The sequence below is a fragment of the Microvirga sp. jy35 genome (assembly GCF_056148915.1).
The window spans coordinates 23,078-39,062 of record NZ_JBWBEW010000028.1 but is presented as its reverse complement, the minus strand read 5'-3'; the positions used below and the strand labels follow the sequence as shown (position 1 = coordinate 39,062).

Genomic DNA, 15,985 nt, shown 5'->3' with positions numbered 1-15,985 from the left:
CCTCTTTATGTACGGTTCTAAAGAGAACTTGAAGTCCTGAATGGCTAAGTGAGCTGAAGATGCCTCTACGGTGCGTTGATCCAGATGGCGGAAGTATTCACGCTTTCGATTTGGGCAATGATGAGTGGGAGGCTCTTGAGCGTGAAAATCGGAGAAGGCGACACCTCAGAATGCCGTGTTGCCATTCGCAGGTAACGCTCAAGCGGTCACGGCTCGGCACACATTTCTTCGCCCATAAGGCACTAGGAACATGCACGGCGGCCATAGAGACCGAGGAGCACCTCTACCTAAAGGTGATGGCAGTTCTCGCAGCCCGATCCAACGGCTGGACAGCCGAAACCGAAGTAGCTGGCGCCACTCCGACTGGTGAAGTCTGGAGAGCTGACGTTTTTGCGCAAAGAGGAGGCCACAAGGTAGCGATAGAAGTCCAATGGTCCAGTCAAACAGACGTGGAGACATTGGAGAGGCAGGAGCGATATGCCCAATCGGGCGTACGTGGTCTTTGGCTACTGCGTCAACCTGGATTTCCGGTAACAAGGGATCTTCCCGCTGTGTGCATTGGGGGGAGCTTGGAGCAGGGATTTTCGGCGCTCATTCCGTACCATGCTCATATGAATAGCCGGGATCGTGAGCACCCAAACCGGTGGCACCAGTCAGTTCCTATCAGACAGCTATTGGATGCCGCATTCAGCAAGCGCTTGCGGTTTGGTCCTAGTGGCGAGGCGACCGTTTCTGTGCGAGGCGGTCTCTTGGACTGCTGGCACCCGTCCTGCCGTGCACCCTCACGCATTCTCACCAATATCAATATCGTGTTCAACGGAGAGGAGTACTATCTCCCGCTATCTATCCTTGGGGAACATCCCGAAGTGCTTCAGCAACTCCTTGAGCAGCTCCCAATCAGCCTTGGGGTTGGCAAGATCAAGATCCGTTTCAGCAAGTCACAGGAGCGGTCCTACTTGAGCAACGGGTGTGTTCGGTGCGACCGCCTATTCGGTGAATCCTACGGAGGTGAAGTTTGGGATAAGCAGGAGGAGATCTACAGTTTTAAGACTCAGCTCACAGACCCATGGCGTAATGCCATGCAGCGCAGCCTTGAATGGTTGATAGGGGATGAGCCTAACAGACTGAGGAAGGCGACAGGTCATCTCCCTGGCTGGTGGATAATGCCAACATCGCCTGGAGATGAGGCGCACAGGTCAACTTGCTAATTGTAGATCCGACGGCTGCTATCCAGCGATGCCGGGGAATTCAAGGAAGCTGTTCCACCGTCGCGCCATCAGGTGTGATCTTTGCCGAGAAGATGGAGGATGCAATGTCACGGCCGATAGATCGCAATCCGATCCGATGCTCTCTCACTTTGTGACGCTCTTGATTATCTTCGATCCAATTGAATATCCATCTTCCTGTATCAACAGACCTCTGTGCGCGGCCCCGGTCAGAGAGATGGATCCTGAAGCCTTCGTGGACAATGCGATGCCGGAGCCGGCGGGTCTCAGTTAGTTCAGCTTTAAGCCGATCATCGATAGGACGACCACTGATTGTGCCGTACCTTTCCAAGCGAGATGGAAAGTTCGCTTTCTTCAAATAGCTTCTCGCAGCTTCCGCTCCTTCAGCTGCCTCAATTAATCTAAAAACAGCGGCTTCAAGAACGACCTCTATGGCCGTAGTGATTCTTCTTACCGCACCTGAATAATCGCCACGCTCCATAAGATTCATAGCGTCTAGGAGTTCTAACTCGCCTGATGTCGGGACGGCAGAGATTTGTGCTTGCAAATCTGTGCCAGAAATCAACTTGTACAGCGTTGGTTCGGAACCTTTTGCGAAATGCATTAGTGGTTTCATATCCCAATGACGGTAGGGCACGAGCAAGCAGGGTACACACTCGCCACCACGCTCTATCAACCAGCGAGGTACGTCCCACGGCGCAACTTCAAAGGGAAAATAGTCATAAGTTGCCATCCTGTACCTTCGCAGAAGGTGGTTCACAACAGCGAGGTGTGCTCCGCATAGAGCCGCAAGGTACAAGTTGTAAGTAGATGATGGTTCTATACCTGCTGAGTTCCAAACGTGTTCATTGCACCGGGTATGGATTCTTAGAACGGTCTTACACTTTCGCCACAGAGAGCTGAGCTCCTGGTTCGTGCTAAGAAGTTTCTGAACATGGTTAGGAAGCGTATGAGGATCCTTCAAAGGTCCTTGATAAACGACAGTTTCCCTAGAGTCGCGATATTCACCAACGTGGAGTTCGAAAAGATCATCACGGATTTCGATCGGGAACTCGCACCCTTCACACTCTACCTTCACAGTGCAATTGTTGACCATCACCCAAAATGGAAGTTCGACGGCGAGGACTACGTCCAGGAACGGCGCTTTCCAATCGATACGATCGCCGATGTTTGCTTCCGTTGACCGGCCGCCTCGCTTCCGAAAACGTGAGCGCCACCGTCGGGAGCGTTTCCGTTCTGGGATACTCTCATCAGCCATTGTTGCCTCCGAATGTCAGCCTGTTTTCGCTAGGTAATGTGGGCTGCTCATTGCACCAACACAAAGCCGGGAAGCCTAAGAAACAGGATTCAGCAAACGGTGGACTGAGCCTTTGCCAATGCCAAGGCGACTGGCGATCTGTCCCATGCTCAATCCTTCTGCGTGTAAAGCTTTGATCTGATCAGCCTTCTCGCGAACTGTTGGCTTCCTACCCTTGTACTTCCCTTCCTTCTTTGCCTTGGCAATGCCCTCCCGCTGCCGCTCAAGCATCATCTCGCGCTCAAACTGAGCGATGCCGCCCATTACCGTTAGGAGTAGCTTGCCGGTAGGGGTCGCGGTGTCCACGCCCAGACTGATGATGCGGAGGGCAATTCTCTTGGCCTCAAGTGTTTGGAGGATTGAGCCAAGGTGGATGACGCTACGGGCTAGACGATCAAGCTTTGTAACTACCAGAGTGTCGCCCACCCTAGAGAACTCCATGGCAGCCTCAAGAGCCTTGCGGGGTCCGATGGAGCTTGTCTGTTCTTGGAAGATCTTCTCGCATCCTAGCTCCTTGAGATCTCGGATCTGCGCTTCTAATCCAGCCTCTTGCTCCAAGGTGTTTGTTCTCGCGTAACCTACCAGCACAGCCGCCTCCGTTCCATTGAACTCTTTGACATGCTAAGCTTGACCGTTCCATTGGTCAATGTGAACTCATTTGGAACGATCGTGCTGTGGCCGTGGAACGTTCTGAATGGGCAAGGTCCAATGGAACGATAGCCCTGCAGAGTAGGACAGCTTCCTAGTTCAAAGCGGACGTTCACACGGCCACGCTTAAAGGCTGTACCTGACCCACTGCGGGCTAAAGCGAGTTATGATTGCTGTACCCGCTTTTTAAGTTAGAGAACTGCTCCGCGAGCAGGCGAGACGCAATTGCCACCATGACAACATCGGAGTTTGGCTGGTGGCCGGTGGCCCGGTCACCCTTCGGGCTCGCGCGTAGCATTGACTTTCGGGCCTGGGAAAGCTTCGGCACCCTGGTCCCTCCTAAGTCGGACGGCCCAGAGGAGATCCGAGGAGCTTGCTGGCTGCCATACCCGTAACGGCTAGGATCACAGCGCCTCCGGTGGAACTTGCTGCCGCCCCGAGGATCGGCAGCGCTGCCCCATACGCTATCGGTCCGATCGCTTGTCCCATGAAGAAGCTGAAGGCGTGCAGGGAGAATGCCGATGCCCTCGCGCTGGGCGCCAGTTCCGTAACCTCGGTCTGCACTGAATTGTGCAGCAGGAAGAAGCCGAACCCGAGCACCGCCATCGACGCCATCTGCGTGGCCCAGCTCACGTCCAGTCCGACGGTCGCCAGCGCCACGGCGGCAATGCTACCGCCGGCGACCATCATCGCAGGCCGCTTCGCGAACCTCAGGATGAGGGGCACAGCAAAGGCATACAGAAGGCCGCCGATCCCAAGGCCGCCGATCACAAATCCAGCCTCTCGCAATCCACCGGCTCCGCGCGAGCGCAGAAGTTCACCAATAAAAGGCATGATGCCATAGATCGCGAGTCCTTCCAGAAAGACGATCGAAAAGCACACGAAGGATCGAGGGTTACGCAGGACCATGCGATACCGGTCAACGGCTTCCGCAAGGCTCGGCGGCGCTGCCCTTCGACCATTCGGCTTGGGCAGCAGCATCATTGCCGCTCCAGCGGCGATCGCGGTCAGAACGGCGGCACACCCGAAAACGCCGCGCCAGCCGATCCATTCGGCGATCATTCCCCCAACACTGACACCAACGATCTGCCCAATCAGCGTCGCTCCAATGTAGCGGCTCATCGCCACCTGCCGGACAGCAAGCGGGAAGCTGTCCCCGATCATCGCCATACACACCGGCATGATCCCACCCGCCGCTATGCCACCGAGAACCCGGGTGATGAACAGCACCGTCAGGTCGGGCGCCAGGGCGGAAGCGAGGAGGCACAGGGCCAGGCTCGCCACGGCCACCTTGACCACCAAAGCCTTGCCGAATGCGTCCCCTGTTGGGCCGAGAAACGGCTGGCTGAGACCGAAGGGCAGCGCAAATGCCGAGGACAGGATAGCCACGACGCCCACTGACGTGGCGAAATCCGAGGCGATGGTTGTGATGAGCGGGTCGAGGAGCCGGGTCGCAAGTGCACCCGAGAACCCACACAGGGAGAGGATGAACAACAACATGGGTCTGAGCCGTTACATGCGCGGCGGCGGCTGTCCAGTCCGGCTGAGCATGGTGGGGTTGCCCTTCCTCCGACTGCGCGGCACTCCACACTTTGCGTGGATTACGCTGCTAGGAGCACCCGGCGGTGCAAGAGATCGAAGCTGGCGAGTCCGTACACGAAGTACTTCAGCACGGAGGACCCTGCGCCGAATGCGCAACGAACTGCACTGGATCGGCCCAGGCCCACGCTAGATTGCAGTCAACCTTTCGCGCGCCGGGTCTATACCCGGTCAGATCGTCCTGGCCGACGACGGGATGACGTGCGCGCCAGTACGGGGGAGGGCTGATCGGCCCGCAGAGCTTTGCGGACTATCGACGAAGCCGCAACCACAGAGCTCGGTCCTGCCTGCGCGGTGATCTTCGTGCCGTCATGCATGACGGTCTGCAGGGCAATCAGCCCCTCCGCACTCAAGATCCCGAGCACCTGCGTGAACACCCCGTCCAACGCGTCATGGTGGGCCAGACGAAAGTCGGACAGAGTATGGTGATTGATGATGAGCAGCCCCGTCAGCCAGCGAAAGCCCGGATCGTGCTCGCAGCGACGCTCCACCTCTCGCGCCGAGCCAATGCCGCGGCTGTAGGCGTAGATCCATAAGCTCACCAAAAGCCGCGGATCGTAGGCAGGCCGCCCGGCTCCACCTTCAAGCGAACCGATCCGGTCTACAAAGGCTGACAGATCAAGCTGGCCCACCAGTTCCCAGATCGCCCGAACAGGATGGTCCTCGTCGACCAGCCGTTCGACATCGAGCATGGTCCAGCACAGCTGCCGGCGATCAACGTGCACCAGCCGAACGCGCTTTAGCCGTGATGGGTTTGAGCGGGAACAGGACGATTGAACCGTCTCAGTTGAGGCCTGCGGATCGACAGGGTCCATTACCCGACCTCCCTGGAAAGGCTCCGGCTATTGTAGCACGTCGGAGCTCCCAGGGGATTTCCTCACAGGTCGTGCACCGTCGCATGGTCAACGGAGATGCCGCGCTCGGCCATCATCTCCTCGAGATCCCGCAGGCTGAGATTATAGGCCAAATACCACCGCACGCAGAGCAGGATCACGGATCGATCGAAATGCCTGCCCTTGAACACTGCGTCCTCCGCCCCCGAACCCAGGGAGGAGTAGCCGAAACTCTGAAACAAATTGTTGCGACAGAACCGGCCTGCTTTCAGGATAGCGAGGTCTTCCTGTTCGAACGCCTCCAGATCGGTGGTGAGCAGGCGCACCACCTCCCGCTTGGAGATCGCCAGGCCGATGCTGTTCAGCAGATCGGTGAGGCGCTCGGTGGTCACCTGGCCCTGTTTGTGCAGGGCGAGGCAGAACCGCCGCACGCCGGGACCGAACCCGCCCGCGATCCCTTCCGGCAGCGGCGCGATGATGGTCTGGCTCTCTGGTGTGAGCCAGCGTTCCCGCTTGTAGCGCACGACCTCGGCGATCAGCACGAGATCCCGCCGCACCACCGACTTGAAGCCCTTAAAGCGCGAGCCTGCCGGCACCTCGACCTGCAGCGTGACCTCACGCGTCACCCGATCCCGTTTGGCGCCACGGCCAGGGCGCCGGCCCGGACCGGCAGGCTTTGGCTGGGTGGCTTTCTCCATTCCGGACGGTTTGAACGGCGGTCGTGGCGGCAGGTGCTTGAGCCTTGCGATCTCGTCCTTCAAGGCCTGGTTGTCGAGGCGCAGGTTGCTGTTGTCGAGGCGGAGCTGCTCGACCTCCTGCTGCAGAGCCTGATTGTGGATCCGCAGATCCGAGAGTTCCTGCTCCACGCGATCAAGCGTGCCGGCCAATTCCGAGACCAGCAGGCGCAGGGCCTTCTGGGACAGGGGCTTGGCGACATCAGAGGGTGGTCCCGTCATCCATGGATTGAATCATGAATGCCGCCCCGGCGGAATCCCTCGCCCACCAAACTGCCCCACTTACGCATTCGTAGTTTCTGACCGCATTGCATGGGAGCGGCAGGGATTCACATGTGAGTCGACGACGGCATTGCAGTTCCCAGCATGGCCTGCGGGGCACTGCGCTCTACCTTCCAGTCGGGCAAGGCACCACCGGGACCTCGGCGATGACCGCTTCCGCTCACATCTACCCAGCCCTCGTCCGCAAGGCACTGGATCTTGCCGGGGAGGAGCTTCGAGGTCACCGGGTCATCGGCGAGATCATGATCCATGGCCGAAGCGCAATCCTTGTGCGCTATAGCTGGGCCGATGACGGCACCCGCATCAAGGCCGACATCTCCCTCGAGGGAAGATCCGGGATTGTCCGGCAAGCTGTGGTGGGCGCTGGCCGCAGCATCGGGCTCCCCAGTGACTGGGTGGAGGATGTCCTGCAGGCGGTGTTCGGTCACGGGCCGTCCGGGCCGGCCGGGTTCCCTACCGGAATGTACCCGTCCTGGGAGCGCCCCGGACTGCGTGTTCTCTCCGCACCGGCCAGTTTGTTGGTCCCGATGACGTTATTGGCCTCGCTCCGCCTGAAGGACGACATCGGCTACGACGACCTGGAACCCGTCATCCGCATTGCGGCTCAGGCCGGCATCAGGAGCGCACGGCGGCTGAAGTGCCTCGTTGCGCCTTACCTCGAGAGGAAAGAGAGGGAGGATGGCGACCTCGCCCGTATCCTTGGGAGAAGGCTGTCCCAGTTCGAGTATGCGCTAGATCGCTTCGGCTGCGGAGTGGCGCTGAACGCGAAGCCGAAGTCCCTGGCTGACGTCGCTGCGTTGGCCAGGGAGGATGGTGATTGTTTTGGGCTGGCCTCGGGCGAGTTCGGCGAGGCCTTCTATCTGGAGAAGGACAAGGCGGCCCAGCAGGCCATGCTCGATCCAGTTCCCATCCCGACCGGAGATCCAAGGAATGATGCGTGGCTCGGAGCGGTCGGCGAGCACTTGGCCCAGCGCTGGGATCTTGAGGTCCCAGCGTGGACGCAGGACGTGCCCTTCATGGGCGGGCAGACGCCGTCCTTCTGGCCCGATGAGGCGCTGGCGCGCGACATCCAGATCGTCGAGACGCCCCCGGCGTTCCGCAGACGGCTGCTGTTCACGTCTGCGGAGCCGCTAATGAACGCCAAGTTTCCTGCTGACCCGAAAGTCAGCATGCCGTTCTGGCAATGAGGGAGCTGCACCTTTGGTGCCGCCCAGAAACACCGCCGCTCCTCGTTGGGCAACAAGCGCACGTTTGGCGCAGTAGCCTCAGGGGGAAACGGCACCGCTTACGGTCTGCCCGAAGTTCTCCACATGGCCCTGGAAGTTCTGCCGCGTGCGGGGATCAACAATCGCAACGGGAGCGGACACGGCCAACCCCGCGGCCGTCCCGACTGCCGCCGCCGCACCCGTTGTCACCTGGATGATCCGGTCGCCGACACCAACGCGGGAATCGGTCAGCGTCTGGCCCTCAGCGAGTTCCCGCCCGATGATCCGGACGACCTCAGGGCTCTCCGCGTACTTGCTGTGGTTCAGGGGATCGCCGGAACGGAGCTTCGACAGATTGAGTACGGTGATCCCGGCCTGCTCCATCTCGCTGCGGTACGGCTCCTGCTCAGGATCGATAGCCCCAAGCCGCACAGCATCGCCCCAGAGGCGGCGCGAGACGGCCAATGCCCGGTCATCCTGCGACACGAAGAGGGTGAAGCCGGGGCGCTCCTTACCCATGTCCATGATCGCCTCGCGGAACAGGTCGACATCCACGTCAGGTGCGGCGAGCAGCACGTTCCGGATTTTCGGGGCGACGCGCCGATCCCGGATCGCCATCTGACGCAGCGCCTCCAGCGTCACCCAGTTGCCCATTGAGTGGGCGAGGATCGAGATCTCGCCGACAGAGGGATCGCTGGCCAACGTCCGCAGCGTGGTCTCAAGCGCATTACGAGAATAGGTGTTGCTCTCGCGATCATACCCGTAGGCCAGCACGCTGCCGCGCGACGGCCAGGTGAACAGTACCGGGACCACAGGTGTTCCCGCGTCGTGCACGATCTGGGCGAACCGGAAGACTGCATCGTCAAAGCGGTTGTTGAAGCCGTGGATGAACACCAGCACACGCCGCTGGGGCACCTGCCGAACAGTCCGGCGGAACCAGGTCGCAGCCTGCGTCCTGTCGATGATGTCGGCCTTGAGCGTCACGAAATCGGTGGCGGGGTCGCCGGGTACGCTGCGCGGCCACTGCACCTCGCCTTGCTTGCGGTTGGCCTCAGGCGGGATCGACACCGTAAACTCGGCAAAGGATAGCTCGGAACCGCGGTTGCCAGAGAAGAACTCTTCAGGATCGTTCGCCGGCATTCGGGTGGTGGCGACCAGCATATCGACCTTGCTGGTGCCCGGCGCGCTCTCCGCCACAGGCACAAGGGTGCCCCGCGGACTTGCACATGCGTTCAGGCCGAGAAGGAGAGCGACCACGATCAGAGAACGAACGCAACGGTGATCTTGGAGTGCCATGGTCCGTCGCTTCCTGCTGTCGTTCCAGCGGTCATTGTTCTGTACGGCCCATATCCAGTGCGGGCAAGGGCTGCCGCTTTATGATCAGCGCTCAGTAAGGGCCGAGTGGTACTGATGCGTGTTGATCCCAAGTCATCGTCCAATATCCGGTTACGAGAGCGATGATTCACTATCGCTTACTTAGCTGCTTTGAGCTGCTCGGCCGCAGCCACCAAGTGAGCAATCGGCACGCGGACCAGTCCCTGCGTCGGTGTGCCGAGTTCGAGGATCATCAGGATCCCTCCGGAGATGGCAGCCGCACCGAGGATGTGGAAGACCACCACTGTCGTGTTGCGGGGCGCAAATAACCCGAAGCTAGCAAACAGAAGCGACAGCCAGAGGATCACCAGGATCAGGAAGGGCGGCGGGATCGTGATGACGGCCTTCTCCGCAAGCAGCCAGCGCGCCTCTGAGATAGCCTCGAGCAACTGAGTTGCCTGCGCCCTGATCCGGCGTCCACGGTCGTCCGTGGGTTGCAATTGCGTCACCTGGTCATCGATGGCCTCGAGCATCGCAAGTGCGGCCTCCGATGGTGTGGCATCCTCACCACGGCGCGACAGTTCGTCGGCTTTCATGGCAGCATACTGGCGCACGAGGTCGCGGGTGCCGTCCGTATCCGGGCCGTAGCGTCGCAGCACCCTGTCAAGCTTGACAATGTCCATGGCCAGCGTCTGGACCGCATTCTCCCTGGCGCTGAAGGCCGTGCTGGCTGTGCTGATCATCAGGCCGATCACGAGGGCAGTCAGTGTTCCGACGATGGCCATTGCCACCGACACAGCCGTCCGCACATCGCTGCTGAGGTGGGTCTCAGGAAGCCTGCGGGCCAGCCCGAACCCGATCAGGGCCCCGCAGGCCACGGCCAAGAACGTGAAAAGGCTGATGAGCACCGGATTCATGGCAGGGTCCGCGAGCGCCTCGGAGGCGCTAATCCCAGTGCATTCTCCAAGGCGGGTCAATCCCGTTGCCTTGAGGAGGGGGCCTCACATTAACGGGCGGAGATAGGCAGACAAAGTTTGGTAACAAACGGCGGTCTGACGTGCTGATCCGACCCAGTCGGATCGGAGACAGCACCATGAGACGCCTCCTGCTCGCCGTGATCGGGATTGTCCTGGCATCACCAACAGCCAGCGCCGACGGCATGAGCCTTGCCGGCTCCCTCTGGCAGTGTACCCGCTCAAGCGATCAGTCGCAGTTCGTGATCACCTTCTACCCCGGCGGTGGTGTCGGAGGCGGCGAGTTCGAAAACGGCGAGGTGAGCCCCTACATCTTCGATGCTTCCCGCACAAAGCCAGGGGAGTGGCCGGGCAAGTAGAAACAGACGGGCCAGCGCTTCACCTGGGTGTTTCCGGATCAGAGCCTGCGGATTGAGGGGAGCCTCCAAGGACCAGGACAGCCTGCGGCGTGGCTGACCGGCACCGAAACCTCGCTAGGAGGCAGGTCGGCTGTGGCGTGCAGGACCCTGTCCAAGCTGCCGAAGATCGGGGAAGGGCTCGTGATCCCGAGGAGCAGCCGCTTCATCGATCCCGTGGGAGAGGAGGGGACGCTCAAGGTGCCGGCAGGGATTTCGCTTCAGGAGCCAGGACCGCGCTAGAAGCCGGCAGCCGGGCGAGTTCCTGAACCTTGGGGAAGCCGCGCCTGATCCCCATATGCTCTATGCCGCACGAGGGTTCTTCACCGCGCACGCCTGACCTGTTCGAGGTCACGCTCACCATTCCCACGCCCTCGGCTGAACCGGCTGCTGTTCTGGCTAACCCGCCAAGGCTGGTCAGCCTGTCCGATGTTCAACTGGCCCAGCAGTTGGGCTAACTCGCCGAGGAAGTGCAGCGCCGACTGGAGAAGGGCCGGGGCAACCACCCGGAGCTGGAAGCGGCGGCGGGACAGGCCAGAGCGTCCCTGGATCGGCTTGCTCCAAGACCCGCAAAGCAGACCAAGCTCTCAAGATCCGGCAAGACCTCCTCTCCGTTGCAGGAGGGGCAGCGCAAGGCAGTTCGGGCCGCTCTTCTGGCCGGAGTAGCCCCCACCAAGGTCGCCAAGCACTTCGGCCTCTCGCTGGCAGCTGTCCGCAAGGTGCTCGATGAGGTGGAGTAGGGATCTTAAAGGAGAGGGCACAGGACCGCTGGCGAGCAGCGGCATAGAAACCTGCAGATCTTCCTCCTGACTGTCCTCAGATCCCGCACACCGTCACCCGAGTGCAGAAACTGGACAGTTGCGTCTTCCTCTGACACCATCGGCTTTCAATCGTTCAAGCCACCATGCCTCTAAGTGTACGCTCTCTCCGCCTCTGGATGCTCGGCATCGCACTCTTCGGGGGCTGTCTGCATGCTGGTGTTCACGCCGAAACTGCCGCGGACCCACAGACATCGCTGGGTGCTCCCGAGCACCCGCAATATGGCCAAGGCGGCGTCTATGGCAGAATCCCTGTCAAGGATGAGCTCAGGCGGGATCAACTTGCGATGTTCCGCACGTGGAACCCGGACCCGGTGCAAAACCATATGTCCAACCTCAAGGCCCTCGATCCGGCGCTCGCCAAGGTGGTGCGGAAGGCTCAGGCCGACAATCCCGGCCTGCGCTTCGTGATCGGCTCGGGTCGGCGCGACGGCAGGCTGCAGCGTCTGGCGGTTGCCTGGGGCTGGTCCAAGGCGCTGGATAGCCCGCACCGCTCAGGCCGGGCGGTGGACTTGTGGCCGCTCGACCACGAAGGGCACGTCCACTTTGATCCGGAAGCTCAGAACCGGATTGCAGCCGCAATGAAGAGGGCCGCCATGGCGAGTTCTGTGGCGATTCGCTGGGGAGGCCACTTCCATGGCTTCAAGAACAGGGACCGCTCGCACTTCGAACTCGTGTCGCCCTGATCGAAGCGGGTGTCTGGCGGCCGCTTGGTGCGCCAACACAGCAGGAGCATCGCCTGTCGGCGCCGGTATGACGGGCAGATCCGCAAGGCAGCCAAGGCCGTTCTGGCCACGACCGTGCAGGGCTGCGAGCCTGGCGCAACTCGGCGGCTACCCCTTGAGTGCCCGTCGGCTGGGGCAATTCGACGAAGCTAGTCGAGCCCCACTGTCTTGGGCACACTGGCCTCGACCTCCAGAACCGTCGGCTCTTCGGCTTCAAGCTCTTTGAGAGCCAACTCCCGCCAGTAGCGGAACTCGGCGGTGTTCTTGCCAACCTGCTCCTCAGCCGTGATCGCTTCCCAGCCAGGTCCCTGCTCATCAGCGAGCTGCCGGGCTCGTGCCGTGATCTCCTCCTCCGTAAACCGCGGCGTGGTCATTGAGGATCTCCTATTCCTAAGCAGTGAAGAGGATCGTGCCGACCGAGTGTGACCGGACGGTGATGAGCACGATCCTGCTCGGACATTGATCAATAGCCGCCGTCAGGAAGGACCACGCTTGGTGAGAGCCTCAAAACCGCCTCTCAGCTGCTGGATGCGCTCCTGATAGGCTTTGCTCAAGCAGGCCCGGTCGGCGCCACAGGCCGCACGACGCTTGAGCCAGGCCGCCTGCTCGTCCTCCATGTCGCCGCGGGCGCCCATCCCAAGCAATGGCTTGAGCTGGGTGTAGAGGACGGCCATCTCGACATCCTGGTCGTTCAGCTGCCGATCGGCACAAATGGCCTTTTCGTCGGCAGCCTCGGCTTTGGCGCAGTCGAAGCTGGCAGCCCCGGCAGGCTGCCATGCCGCGCTCATCAACAGGGCAGCGAGGCCTGTGAGGCAAAGAGCGTTCCTGATCATGGGATCATCCTCGAGAACCTGATTGCTGAGCAAACCCCTCCAGCCAGCCGAGGCTCCCGGTCATGTGGATCTGTTGTGAAGCAGGGTTAACAGACGGTGGGGGCTTGGGTCATGCCCGAGAATGTCCGCAGCCGGAGCATCTGGCGTGTCGCACCCGTCCGGCATCGCCGCCGTGCTGTTCCAGCCGGCTGGCCGCCTCACGGATTCCTGCTGATTGCAGATTGTGAGCGCTGTGCGCTATCGCCGGCCATGATGCCGACGGACAGCGGGTCGAAGCTGGTCAGGCGGCTGTAGTCACCTCCTGCACCATTACCGCCCGCCAGCCCGGTGCCGATCGGATCCATCCCGGTGATCTCGACCCGCGTGTTCCCAGGCCCTTCCACCCTGACGAGATCGAACAGAATGCTCGCGTGCCTGGGCGCCAGCCGCACGCAGCCATGCGAGGCCGGTGTGCCGAGGTGGGATATGGCACGGCTGCCATGAATGGCATGGCCCGCATCGGTGAAGAAGATCGAATGCGGCATGGGCGCGTTGTCCCATTCCCGCGAATAATGCACCTTGGCCAGTCGTGACGGCGTGAAGGTGCCAATCGGCGTGGAGTAATCGGCCGTGCCCGTCGACACGGGCCAGGAATAGCGCTGCTGCCCGTTGACGGACACGGTCATGCGCTGGGTTGTCTTATCGACCACGATCAACACCTCAGCCACCGCAGGACTGGCTAGAACAATGCCGCCGAGCAGTGCAAGCACGAATGAGATGGTTCTACGCATCGATCGGCCTCCGGGGTTGTGCCGGTCCGGGATAAGGCACCGCATAGAGATGACGGTCAAGAACGGCTAAGGTTCCAACTCCAAGCAGGCGGTGCCCACCGATTCTGGGCACCGTGACGGTACGCGCACGTTGTCATGAACATAAAGATTCAAGGCTCGTGATGCCCGCAGCCGCCTGAGTACAGCAACCTCTGACCGATTGGGTCGGGAGAACTATTGATGCAGCCATCACTCCCCCTCAGCCGCCGCAGTCTCCTCCGCGCTTTCGTGGCGACCAGTGCCACGGCGATGTTGTGGCCCCTGACCGGTGCCGCACTGCCGAGTCCGGTTCTCACCAGACCTATTCCCTCGACTGGCGAGGCCCTGCCCCTGATCGGGCTCGGCACCTGGATCACGTTCAACGTCGGCAACGACAGAGAAGCACGGGATAGCTGTGCCCAGGTCATGCGGGCATTCTTCGAAGCCGGCGGGCGCTTGATCGACTCCTCTCCCATGTACGGCTCATCCCAGGAAGTGGTCGGCTATGGCCTGCAGAAGCTCGGCCACCCATCCCACCTGTTCTCGGCCGACAAGGTCTGGACCTCGTCTGGCTCATCCGGTCGAAGTCAAACAGAGGAGTCACGCCGCTACTGGAGGGTTCCCCGCTTTGACCTGCTGCAGGTCCACAATCTCCTGTCCTGGGAGGCGCATCTCAGAACCCTGCTTGCCATGAAGGCGGCTGGCGAGGTGCGCTATGTCGGGATCACGACCTCGGAAGGACGCCGGCACCGAGAGTTCGAGCGCGTGATGCATCAACATCCGCTCGATTTCATCCAGGTGACCTACAACATCCTTGATCGTGAGGTGGAAGACCGCATTCTGCCCCTGGCTGCAGAGCGCGCCATCGGGGTGATCGTGAACCGGCCATTCCAGCAGGGTAGCCTGCTTGATCGCCTGGAACGCCATCCACTCCCGGCTTGGACGGCTGAGGTCGATGCACGGAGCTGGGCGCAGTTTGTTCTGAAGTTCATCGTCTCACACCCGGCCGTGACCTGCGCCATTCCGGCCACCACCCGGGTGGATCATGTGCGCGAGAACATGGCGGCTGCCACCGGACCGTTGCCGGATGCCGCGATGCGGGCCCGCATGATCGCTTATGTCAAGAGCCTCTGATGGGGGATTGGCTGTCCTACACTCCATCGGATTTCCTGCTGTTTTCGGCCCGCACTTATTACCGACTGTTCGAGCTCTACAACCGGGCGATCTGGCCGGCGCAGATTCCAGCGTTGCTGCTCGGACTTGTCATCCTGTGGCGGCTGTATCGCGGAAGGGACCGCCAGGGAGTGGTGATGGTGATCCTTGCAGCCGGCTGGCTTTGGACGGCCTGGGCTTACCTTGTGGAGCACTACGACACGATTAACTGGGCAGCGCGCTACTTCGCCATCGGCTTTGTCATCGAGGCAGTGCTGCTGATCTGGACAGGGATCGTTCGCCATCGGCTCTCGTTTCGGCCGTACAGGGATTGGACCAGCCGGACTGGAATGGGGCTATTTGTGTTTGCGCTAGTGGCGCAGCCATTGATTAGCCCGCTTGTCGGCCGCGATTGGAGGCAGGCCGCGATCTTTGGTGTCACGCCTGATCCCACTGTGCTTGCCACGCTTGGCATCCTGCTGACCGTGGACGAGCGGCCCCCGTGGGGGCTCATGATCATTCCGCTCATCTGGTGCGGGATCGGCGGCGCAACCCTTTGGACCATGGGTTCGCCGGATGCATGGGTCATGCCTGTGGCAGCCCTTGGTGCTCTTGGATTGGCTGTTTATCGGGTGTTGTCTGTGCGAGAGCAGGGCAGAGGGCAGGCCGATCAGCGCTCAAGCCAATAACGGGAGCATATCGAAGCAGTTTGTACCGTGGGGGCGTCGTCAGCCCGATGGATGCAGTTCTCGCCGGACGATTACTACGCAGAGCGTCCATGCTCGATCTATCGGGATCAGCATAATAGATAACATCCGCTGCCGCGTTGCAGGCGGAGCCTCTGACTTTTAATCAGAGGGTCCTGGGTTCGAGTCCCAGCGCGCTCACCAACAATATCAAAGGGTTGCCGGCATTTGCCCTTTGAGCTGTTTTCTCCCAGGTAGCCAATAGGTAGCCAGACGCTGCGTCCAACTTCGACCGTCTTCGGCTTGCTTTGGGCAAATTACGTCAGCCCCCACCGTGAGCTTGTCAGGGCCGGCTTTCTCCGGGGGAGCGCGCCGTAGATGATCAGCAGGCCGCCATCGCCTGCCTCAGGCCAGAGTTCCAGCCCTTCCGGGTGATCCACATGCAACCGGTGAAGAAGCTCGGCCACTGTTTCGAT

Annotated in this window: 17 protein-coding genes and 1 pseudogene; 8 read left to right on the top strand and 10 right to left on the bottom strand. The window is 60.9% G+C overall.

Going from position 1 to position 15,985, the window contains the following annotated elements; genetic code table 11:
- Nucleotides 1-59: 59 nt before the first annotated feature.
- Nucleotides 60-1,208, top strand: a complete 1,149-nt coding sequence (locus tag AC0QTX_RS18725; protein WP_474605328.1) for a competence protein CoiA — start codon at nt 60-62, stop codon at nt 1,206-1,208.
- Nucleotides 1,209-1,248: 40 nt separating this feature from the next.
- Here AC0QTX_RS18725 and AC0QTX_RS18720 read toward each other — a convergent pair whose 3' ends face one another.
- The 5 genes and pseudogenes from AC0QTX_RS18720 to AC0QTX_RS18700 form a co-directional block, all read right to left on the bottom strand.
- A complete protein-coding gene (locus tag AC0QTX_RS18720) occupies nt 1,249-1,959 on the bottom strand; it encodes a hypothetical protein (protein ID WP_474605327.1) in 711 nt (236 codons plus the stop codon).
- A 600-nt stretch (nt 1,960-2,559) separates the two neighbouring features.
- Nucleotides 2,560-3,111: a recombinase family protein gene (locus AC0QTX_RS18715; RefSeq protein WP_474605326.1), complete on the bottom strand. Its 552-nt coding sequence runs from the start codon at nt 3,109-3,111 to the stop codon at nt 2,560-2,562.
- Nucleotides 3,112-3,510: 399 nt separating this feature from the next.
- A complete protein-coding gene (locus AC0QTX_RS18710; protein WP_474605325.1) occupies nt 3,511-4,671 on the bottom strand; it encodes an MFS transporter in 1,161 nt (386 codons plus the stop codon).
- A gap of 260 nt (nt 4,672-4,931) precedes the next feature.
- Nucleotides 4,932-5,462, bottom strand: coding sequence for a transposase (locus tag AC0QTX_RS18705; RefSeq protein WP_474605324.1), 531 nt, complete (start codon nt 5,460-5,462; stop codon nt 4,932-4,934).
- A 194-nt stretch (nt 5,463-5,656) separates the two neighbouring features.
- Nucleotides 5,657-5,794 (bottom strand): annotated as a pseudogene (locus AC0QTX_RS18700) (IS6 family transposase); the annotation flags it as partial.
- Between the two features lie 971 nt (nt 5,795-6,765).
- Between AC0QTX_RS18700 and AC0QTX_RS18695 the strand changes: the two are divergent.
- Nucleotides 6,766-7,806: a hypothetical protein gene (locus tag AC0QTX_RS18695; RefSeq protein ID WP_474605323.1), complete on the top strand. Its 1,041-nt coding sequence runs from the start codon at nt 6,766-6,768 to the stop codon at nt 7,804-7,806.
- Nucleotides 7,807-7,884: 78 nt separating this feature from the next.
- Here AC0QTX_RS18695 and AC0QTX_RS18690 read toward each other — a convergent pair whose 3' ends face one another.
- Nucleotides 7,885-9,120: an alpha/beta hydrolase gene (locus AC0QTX_RS18690; RefSeq protein WP_474605322.1), complete on the bottom strand. Its 1,236-nt coding sequence runs from the start codon at nt 9,118-9,120 to the stop codon at nt 7,885-7,887.
- Nucleotides 9,121-9,296: 176 nt separating this feature from the next.
- Nucleotides 9,297-10,055 (bottom strand): bestrophin-like domain, encoded by a 759-nt coding sequence (locus AC0QTX_RS18685; RefSeq protein ID WP_474605321.1) that lies wholly within the window; start codon nt 10,053-10,055, stop codon nt 9,297-9,299.
- 176 nt (nt 10,056-10,231) lie between these two features.
- Here AC0QTX_RS18685 and AC0QTX_RS18680 point away from each other — a divergent pair, with 176 nt between their 5' ends.
- The 4 genes from AC0QTX_RS18680 to AC0QTX_RS18665 all read left to right on the top strand — a co-directional run bounded on the left by AC0QTX_RS18680 (nt 10,232) and on the right by AC0QTX_RS18665 (nt 12,011).
- Entirely contained in the window at nt 10,232-10,471 is a 240-nt protein-coding gene (locus AC0QTX_RS18680; protein WP_474605320.1) for a hypothetical protein, read from the top strand.
- Nucleotides 10,472-10,603: 132 nt separating this feature from the next.
- On the top strand, nt 10,604-10,750 hold the full coding sequence (locus AC0QTX_RS18675) for a hypothetical protein (RefSeq protein ID WP_474605319.1): 147 nt from the start codon (nt 10,604-10,606) through the stop codon (nt 10,748-10,750).
- Nucleotides 10,751-10,977: 227 nt separating this feature from the next.
- Nucleotides 10,978-11,247: a hypothetical protein gene (locus AC0QTX_RS18670; protein WP_474605318.1), complete on the top strand. Its 270-nt coding sequence runs from the start codon at nt 10,978-10,980 to the stop codon at nt 11,245-11,247.
- Between the two features lie 365 nt (nt 11,248-11,612).
- A complete protein-coding gene (locus AC0QTX_RS18665; RefSeq protein WP_474605317.1) occupies nt 11,613-12,011 on the top strand; it encodes a M15 family metallopeptidase in 399 nt (132 codons plus the stop codon).
- Between the two features lie 188 nt (nt 12,012-12,199).
- Here AC0QTX_RS18665 and AC0QTX_RS18660 read toward each other — a convergent pair whose 3' ends face one another.
- The 3 genes from AC0QTX_RS18660 to AC0QTX_RS18650 all read right to left on the bottom strand — a co-directional run bounded on the left by AC0QTX_RS18660 (nt 12,200) and on the right by AC0QTX_RS18650 (nt 13,653).
- Complete coding sequence (locus AC0QTX_RS18660; RefSeq protein WP_474605316.1) at nt 12,200-12,424, bottom strand: hypothetical protein; 225 nt, start codon at nt 12,422-12,424, stop codon at nt 12,200-12,202.
- Between the two features lie 102 nt (nt 12,425-12,526).
- The gene (locus AC0QTX_RS18655; protein ID WP_474605315.1) at nt 12,527-12,883 is read right to left on the bottom strand and encodes a lysozyme inhibitor LprI family protein; all 357 of its coding nucleotides are present in this window, start codon (nt 12,881-12,883) and stop codon (nt 12,527-12,529) included.
- Nucleotides 12,884-13,080: 197 nt separating this feature from the next.
- Nucleotides 13,081-13,653, bottom strand: a complete 573-nt coding sequence (locus tag AC0QTX_RS18650) for a L,D-transpeptidase (RefSeq protein WP_474605314.1) — start codon at nt 13,651-13,653, stop codon at nt 13,081-13,083.
- 219 nt (nt 13,654-13,872) lie between these two features.
- On the opposite strand from AC0QTX_RS18650, the gene AC0QTX_RS18645 reads away from it, so the two are divergent.
- Nucleotides 13,873-14,805 (top strand): aldo/keto reductase, encoded by a 933-nt coding sequence (locus tag AC0QTX_RS18645; protein WP_474605313.1) that lies wholly within the window; start codon nt 13,873-13,875, stop codon nt 14,803-14,805.
- Nucleotides 14,805-15,512 carry a DUF6064 family protein gene (locus AC0QTX_RS18640; protein ID WP_474605312.1) on the top strand — a complete coding sequence of 236 codons (708 nt, stop codon included), beginning with the start codon at nt 14,805-14,807 and terminating at the stop codon, nt 15,510-15,512. The genes AC0QTX_RS18645 and AC0QTX_RS18640 overlap by 1 nt, the downstream gene beginning before the upstream one ends.
- Nucleotides 15,513-15,985: the final 473 nt, after the last annotated feature.